8 protein-coding genes are annotated in these 4,927 nt (G+C 49.1%); all 8 read left to right on the forward strand.

Annotation, left to right across the window (positions count from 1 at the left end; all coding sequences use genetic code 11):
- A partial coding sequence (locus IJN28_07555) for a hypothetical protein (protein ID MBQ6713623.1) occupies window positions 1–252 on the forward strand: 252 nt, incomplete at its 5' end.
- The gene (locus tag IJN28_07560; GenBank protein MBQ6713624.1) at window positions 245–619 is read left to right on the forward strand and encodes a DUF2577 domain-containing protein; all 375 of its coding nucleotides are present in this window, start codon (window positions 245–247) and stop codon (window positions 617–619) included. The genes IJN28_07555 and IJN28_07560, both read left to right, overlap by 8 nt.
- A 13-nt stretch (window positions 620–632) precedes the next feature.
- Window positions 633–1,052 (forward strand): DUF2634 domain-containing protein, encoded by a 420-nt coding sequence (locus tag IJN28_07565; protein MBQ6713625.1) that lies wholly within the window; start codon window positions 633–635, stop codon window positions 1,050–1,052.
- Window positions 1,049–2,089 carry a baseplate J/gp47 family protein gene (locus IJN28_07570; protein MBQ6713626.1) on the forward strand — a complete coding sequence of 347 codons (1,041 nt, stop codon included), beginning with the start codon at window positions 1,049–1,051 and terminating at the stop codon, window positions 2,087–2,089. The genes IJN28_07565 and IJN28_07570 overlap by 4 nt, the downstream gene beginning before the upstream one ends.
- Complete coding sequence (locus IJN28_07575) at window positions 2,089–2,850, forward strand: DUF2313 domain-containing protein (GenBank protein MBQ6713627.1); 762 nt, start codon at window positions 2,089–2,091, stop codon at window positions 2,848–2,850. The genes IJN28_07570 and IJN28_07575 overlap by 1 nt, the downstream gene beginning before the upstream one ends.
- Window positions 2,851–3,041: 191 nt before the next feature.
- Window positions 3,042–3,962, forward strand: a complete 921-nt coding sequence (locus tag IJN28_07580) for a hypothetical protein (protein ID MBQ6713628.1) — start codon at window positions 3,042–3,044, stop codon at window positions 3,960–3,962.
- 7 nt (window positions 3,963–3,969) lie between these two features.
- Window positions 3,970–4,383 carry a hypothetical protein gene (locus tag IJN28_07585; GenBank protein MBQ6713629.1) on the forward strand — a complete coding sequence of 138 codons (414 nt, stop codon included), beginning with the start codon at window positions 3,970–3,972 and terminating at the stop codon, window positions 4,381–4,383.
- A gap of 9 nt (window positions 4,384–4,392) precedes the next feature.
- Window positions 4,393–4,927, forward strand: a 535-nt coding sequence (locus IJN28_07590; protein ID MBQ6713630.1) for a radical SAM protein, incomplete at its 3' end; no start/stop codon positions are given.

The following is a 4,927-nucleotide window of genomic DNA, read 5'->3' on the forward strand; positions in this document are numbered from 1 at the left end:
GATGGTGGTGTTGATCTGCATGCGCAGGCAGAGCAACTTTTGAAACAGTATAATCACAAGACTCGGTCCCTGCGTATAACAGGTGTGCTGGGTGATGTGACAGTGCGGGCGGGCTGTATGCTGCCGGTAAGTCTGAATCTGGGAGATATCGTTCACAACAGCTATTTGATCTGTCGTCGCGTTGTGCATACGTGGGAACAGGGGCATCACAGGATGGATATCGAGATGGCGGGCGGTGATCGTTTTGCATAGCTTGGACCAGGCGATCCGATCACTTGCACGCAGGGCAGTCTTGGCAAGCAAGCCTGTCAATGTATTGTTCGGTACGGTCATGGCGGTAGATCCGCTGCAGATCATGACGGAGCAGAAACTGATACTCGATGAGAGTTTTTTGATCCTGACTGAAGCGGTGAAAGATCATGAGCATGAGATAACGGTAGTTGACTGGCAGACAGAGGCTGTGAGCGGAGGCAGTGGGGATGCCAAATATGCTTCGCATGCACATCCGCTCAAAGGACGCAAGAAGATCATTATTCATAATGCTCTGCAAAAAGGCGAAAAGGTCCTTCTCTTGACGATGGAGGGTGGTCAAATGTTTGTTGTGGCCGATCGCGTTTAGGAGGTGAATGAGGATGCTGCCGACATTAACAGTGTCAGAAGATGATCTGACAAATGATTTTGAGATTACAGAGACTATACAGGAAACCAAAACGTATCGTATGGATCTGGATACGATACGTGTGCAGGGATTTACGGATGAGCAGGAAGCCATGAAACAGGCTATCTTTAAGATCCTGCAGACCGAGCGATACCGATATGATAAGGTGTACAGCAATAATTACGGCTCGGAGCTGTTGGGTCTGATGGGGAGGCCTGTTCCGTATGTATTGGCAGAGATCCCGCGCCGTATTACGGAAGCGTTGACATGGGACGAGCGAATCACAAGCGTAGATGGGTTTTCTTTTGAGACAAAAAAGGGAAGGGTGCATACTGTGTTCAGCGTGCACACCATATACGGAACGCTTGACCTTGAATGGGTGGTGACGATATGACGAATACAAAAGAAGAGATTTTACAACGGATGCTCGAGCAGGTCACCGATCGACTGGATAAGCGGGAAGGCAGTGTGATCTATGATACGAGAGCACCTGCAGCGTATGAGCTGTCTCTGGCATATGAGGAGATGCAGAGACTGTATGCGAATACGTACGCGCGTACGGCCGACAGACAGGGACTTATCGAATGCGCGGCTGAGCTGGGTCTGCAGCCGTATCCTGCAACGTATGCGGTACGCAAGGGTGTGTTTGTGCCGACAGGTATCGATATTCCGATCGGTGCACGATTTAATTATGAGAAGCTGAATTTTGCTGTCACCGAAAAAATATCAGACGGCGAATATATGCTGACCTGCGAGACGATCGGTACGGTCGGGAACGAAGGGAGCGGTCTGTTGATCCCGATCGAATACATACAGGGACTTGAGACTGCCGAGCTCGTCGATATATTGGTATATGGTGAAGAAGAGGAAGATACGGAAGCCTTTCGAGAACGGTATTTTGAGTCGATCAACAGTGAGGAAAGAGATGGTAATATTGCACAGTACAAAGCATGGGTATCTGCCTTCCCCGGTATCGGCAATGCAAAGATCATGCCGCTCTGGAACGGTGCAAATACAGTGAAGGTATCGATCCTGGATACGGAAAACGGTATTGCTTCCGATACGCTGGTGGAAGCGTTCCAGGAATATCTTGACCCGGGCAGTGCGGGTCTGGGCAACGGTGTTGCACCGATCGGTGCGATCGTGACGGTCTCAACGGCGACACAAGTACCGATCGATCTTACGGGAACGGTCATTCTTGCTGAAGGGTACAGCAATATCGAGGGGGTAGAAGAGGCTGTTCGGAAGCACTTGAGCAGCATTTCTTATGCCAAGACGACGGTATCGTACATGTCTTTGGGTGCAGCGATCCAGGATTGTCCTTGTATTGAAGATCTGAGCAATTTTCTGCTGAACGGAAGCACTGCAAATCTTGCTTTGGGCAGTGAAGAGATCCCTGTGCTGCAGAATCTTAGTTTGGCGGTGGTCTGATGCTCTATATCAAGGCAATGATCGATGGGGTGACATATTTTTTGCAGCAGCAGACGAATGGGAACTGGGTTCGGCTGCTTACTGCACCAAGCTTGCCCGGAACGTACGGTGTGACGATCACAGCAGTGATGGAAAACGGCAACATCATTATTCTGGATGAGAATAACGAGATATACAGTGAGCTTCTGAAGCTGGTCGTACAAGGCAAGTCTGTTGCGGCAAAGCGTATGATGGATTATCTGCCTCCGTATTGGCATACAAGCGTTGAAATGCAGAAGGTATTGGAGTCTGACGGTCTGGAGATCGATCGGCTTTTGAATGCAATTATGAGTATCTATACGGATGCGTTTATCTTATCCGCAAGCGAAAGTCGTATCAAGGAGTGGGAACAGGATCTTAAGATCATCCCCGCGGGAACATTGGAACAGAGACGTCTGTATGTGCTGTCAAAGCTGAGGGGTGCAGGCAAGCTGAATGAGGCGAAGATCAAGAGTATCGTTGCCGCGTTCACAGGCGGGGATTGTATCGTAACGTTTGCCAACAGCGAGATCAACATCAAGGTTCTGCCGCCGAACAACGGAGAGGTGTTTCTTTTTCCTGATGTGGAAAGAAGCATTAAACCGCGCAAGCCCGCACATTTGGGGTTGGTCGTTGAGCGGTATTATTCGACATGGGGCGATATCAAGGAGCAGTTCGGCAGCTGGGCAGACGTATCAAATATGAAAGCGGACTGGAGAGCAGTCATTAATCATATCCGATGATCATCAAGAGCGTATTGATAGCTCCGCGCGTGGTATCAGTGGGAAGCCCTGTGACTGTTACCGCATCGTTCGATACGGTGTTCCCATGGCTGACATTGAAAAACAATCATGGGAGCTGGGCAGAGCTTACAGCGGTATATGAAAATTGGTTTTTTGGAATCAACGAAATAGTATGGAATGGAGGAACAAGCATGGCAATACAACAGATCCGTGCAAAGGTAAATGGGGCGTGGACGATCCTGACGCTCGATGAAGCGACGGGCAATTATGTCGGTACGATCGCGGCACCGTCGATCACATCATACAACGTGAACAACGGACATTATTATCCTGTCATGATCGAGGCGACAAATAAGGCAGGAACGGTGACAACATTCGATGAAACGAACAGTGTTGTCGGAGACGATCTGAAGCTGTATGTAAAAGAGGTAACGAAGCCGACGATTGCAATCACCGCACCAACCGCAGGAGCGTTTTTGGCATCGGGAGTGCCCGATATTACGTTTCAGCTGCGTGATGAAGCGAGCGGATCGGGCGTGGATATCAGCAGTCTTGTGCTGAGTGTTGACGGTACGGATCACGGCAGCGGCGAAATGACAGCCACTCCGGTGACGAATGGTTATAACGTAACGTACAAGCCGACTACGGCGCTGACGGACGGAGCACATACGATCACGATCAATGTCAGCGATCATGATGGCAATGAGGCGGTAGAAGTAACGAGAACATTCACGACAGATACCGTTCAGCCTACGTTGTCGATTACGGCACCATCGGGCAACGATACATGGGTCGCTGTGGCATCCTATACGGTCGCAGGTACGACGAACGACAGCATCAGCGGTATTGCAAGCGTTGTGATCAGCGTAAACGGTACGGATGCAGGTACTATTACGATCAACAGCAATGGCTCGTTCAGTAAGGGCGTGACATTGTCGGAAGGCGAAAACACGATCGTTGTTACGGCGACCGATAAGGCGGGCAAGGTAACAACAGTAACACGTACGATCAATCTTGATACGAGCGGTGTTGAGATCACGAATGTGGTGATCGCTCCGAACCCTGTCAATGTAAGCAGCAGTTATACGATTACCGTTACAGCGAAAGGATGAGTGAAGGATGGCAACATATACGACAAATTATAACCTCCGTAAGCCTGAATTGACCGATTCGCCGCCGGATATTACTGTGTTGAACGAGAACTTCGATACGATCGACGATGAGCTGAATGAACACACGCAACAGATCAAAGCGTTGTCGGATAAAGAAGTGATCACGCTTTCGTCGAGCATCACAGTTACGGCGAGTGCACAGAATGCGATCACACCAACGTGGTCGCTTAATGGGGCTTCCGGCTCAAGTGCAAACTCGCAGTCATGGAATCTTCCCAACGTGAATACCGGTATCGCCGCGGGAATATACACCATTCAAAATCTTATTCAGCAGCTGGTAAGCAAATCGCATACGCACGGGACGACAAGCTTGGCCTATACGTATAAGGCGCCGACTAACAGCTGCAACGATTGCCATTAAGGAGCATCTATGGACACGATCATCTTAAAAATGGGGAATATGTGCAATCTCAGCTGCAGGTACTGTTCGCAGGAACATCTTCAAAAGGAAAGAGCGAGAGCGGATATATCTTCTGCTCTTTTCTCTTTTTTGGACGAACAAAAGGACAAAGGGGTATTGATCCAGTTTTACGGCGGAGAGCCGCTCGTGTATTGGTCGGTGATCAAACATATCCTAGAAAGATATCAGGGCAGCTTTTCGTATATGATGGTAACGAACGGAACGCTTTTAAAGAAAGAGTATGTGGATCTCTTCAACAAGCACAATGTACGATGCCTTGTATCTCATGACGGGATGCACACAAGGCGGACGAAAGGGAAAGACATCTTAAAGAGCAAGCGGATCGTACAGCTGCTGCATTCGCTGGACAATATGGAGTTTATCTCGGTCATCTCAAAAGAGAACAGCAGGATCGATGTTCTGTATGACTTTTACAGGCATATCGGTTTTGGCGATACACAGGTGAATCTTGTTTTCCTTGTGACTCATGGGAGCAGGGGGCAGA

The organism is Selenomonadales bacterium, assembly GCA_017442105.1.
GTDB lineage: Bacteria > Bacillota > Negativicutes > RGIG982 > RGIG982 > RGIG982.

Coding starts and splice junctions, on each gene's coding strand:
- IJN28_07565 (MBQ6713625.1), top strand. CDS start 633: ATGCTGCCGACATTAACAGTGTCAGAAGATGATCTGACAAATGATTTT.
- IJN28_07570 (MBQ6713626.1), top strand. CDS start 1,049: ATGACGAATACAAAAGAAGAGATTTTACAACGGATGCTCGAGCAGGTC.
- IJN28_07575 (MBQ6713627.1), top strand. CDS start 2,089: ATGCTCTATATCAAGGCAATGATCGATGGGGTGACATATTTTTTGCAG.
- IJN28_07580 (MBQ6713628.1), top strand. CDS start 3,042: ATGGCAATACAACAGATCCGTGCAAAGGTAAATGGGGCGTGGACGATC.
- IJN28_07585 (MBQ6713629.1), top strand. CDS start 3,970: ATGGCAACATATACGACAAATTATAACCTCCGTAAGCCTGAATTGACC.